This is a genomic window from Paramuribaculum intestinale (assembly GCF_003024925.1).
Taxonomy (GTDB): domain Bacteria; phylum Bacteroidota; class Bacteroidia; order Bacteroidales; family Muribaculaceae; genus Paramuribaculum; species Paramuribaculum intestinale.
Genome location: NZ_PUED01000340.1, coordinates 1 through 1,361 on the forward strand (window position 1 = coordinate 1; position 1,361 = coordinate 1,361).

At 35.0% G+C, this 1,361-nt stretch carries 2 protein-coding genes and 1 pseudogene; all 3 read right to left on the minus strand.

Annotation, left to right across the window (positions count from 1 at the left end):
- A partial coding sequence (locus C5O24_RS14415) for a PD-(D/E)XK nuclease domain-containing protein (protein WP_205961135.1) occupies positions 1-368 on the minus strand: 368 nt, incomplete at its 3' end.
- On the minus strand, positions 361-747 hold the full coding sequence (locus tag C5O24_RS14205; RefSeq protein ID WP_148061089.1) for a hypothetical protein: 387 nt from the start codon (positions 745-747) through the stop codon (positions 361-363). The genes C5O24_RS14415 and C5O24_RS14205, both read right to left, overlap by 8 nt.
- Positions 748-1,055: 308 nt before the next feature.
- A pseudogene (locus C5O24_RS13360) lies at positions 1,056-1,361 on the minus strand (GIY-YIG nuclease family protein); the annotation flags it as partial.

Sequence of the window (1,361 nt, forward strand, 5' to 3'; positions counted from 1 at the left end):
TCATGAACCCAACACATAATAACACCCAGGTTTATTTGGCACGCCTCATTCAGAGCACCAAATTTGTCAAGAAGTGCTTGAGAATTTGCAAACGAGTCAATCTTAAGGCGTAATCTGTCAATCCATTTCTGGATGAGTGATTGAGAGATACTTTTAGTACTGTATCTCTTCGATTCAACAACGCAACTCTGGAGGACATCAAGAAGTGGAGACGAATATACTGTCAAAGCATCAACGCCATATTCATTTTGGTCACTCCCAGGAAGATCCATATTCGTATCTCCAATGTGATCCCAATTTAGATATTCCAAAAGTGCGACTGCGTTATCATTCCACATATCGCCCATTACGCCTTGTGATTCAGCCATTAGACAAAAGTTTATTAGTTAAATACTCCATTAATTCTAATCTGTCATTCTCAGAGCCTATTACTATGAAATTAGACTTTGTATTTGCTATGATTACAACCCTTCTTCCAGAAAGACTCAATACGGCTTTAAACCGTCCAATGAGTTTTTCATAATTTGCTAATGAGTCAATTTTGACAAAAGGATCAACCAATTTAGCACTATAATTCCCTACAAACAATTTTTCTGTGCGATAGTCAGTTAAAACAACTTCTTCAATTGATTCAAGGATTGCATCAAATGAAAACTTTACAAGAAGACTATAGAGTGTCGTATCTAATGGCGCATATGTAAATTCATTATATGCAATCTGTCTTAAAGACTGTTTTACTGTGTTCATATCTTTCACTCCCCCTTCTACAATGAATGAAGAGTGCAATAAATCAATTCTAAAGTTTATTTCTTTAACTTGAGTATAAGATTTCTTCTCTAATACAGAAGTTTCCGGATTCCACACTTGGTAATATCGTATCACGGATTTAAGGAGAGTCCCCATGATAAGAGACTCGTCCAATGACACATTTGAGTACCCCCACCCCGTACAATCCGAGTATTTTTTTTCTAAAAATCTATCGAATAAGTTCTTGCATGTAAGATGTGAGGTTGAACTTATATAATTAACAGTAAGTGAGAATTTATTCATAATGATTATTTTTTCACTATTTGCTGAATGGTTTGATTGTAGTAGTAAATATCTTGTTCATTTCGCAATATTATACTTACGGCTTCTCCAATGGCATCTAATGCCACCACAAACCATTCTCTTGGTCGGAATAAATTATTATCCTTGTCGTATATTTCTATACTCAATCGTTGCTCGTTAAAGAATTTATGAATTTTATCTTCTAACTCATCTGGAATTATGTTATAGCATCTCAGGGCTTTAACTATTTCAACCTCTGAAAATAGATAGGTTGCTTCCTTATGTGCGTTTTTAATGCGATCACTCACAGC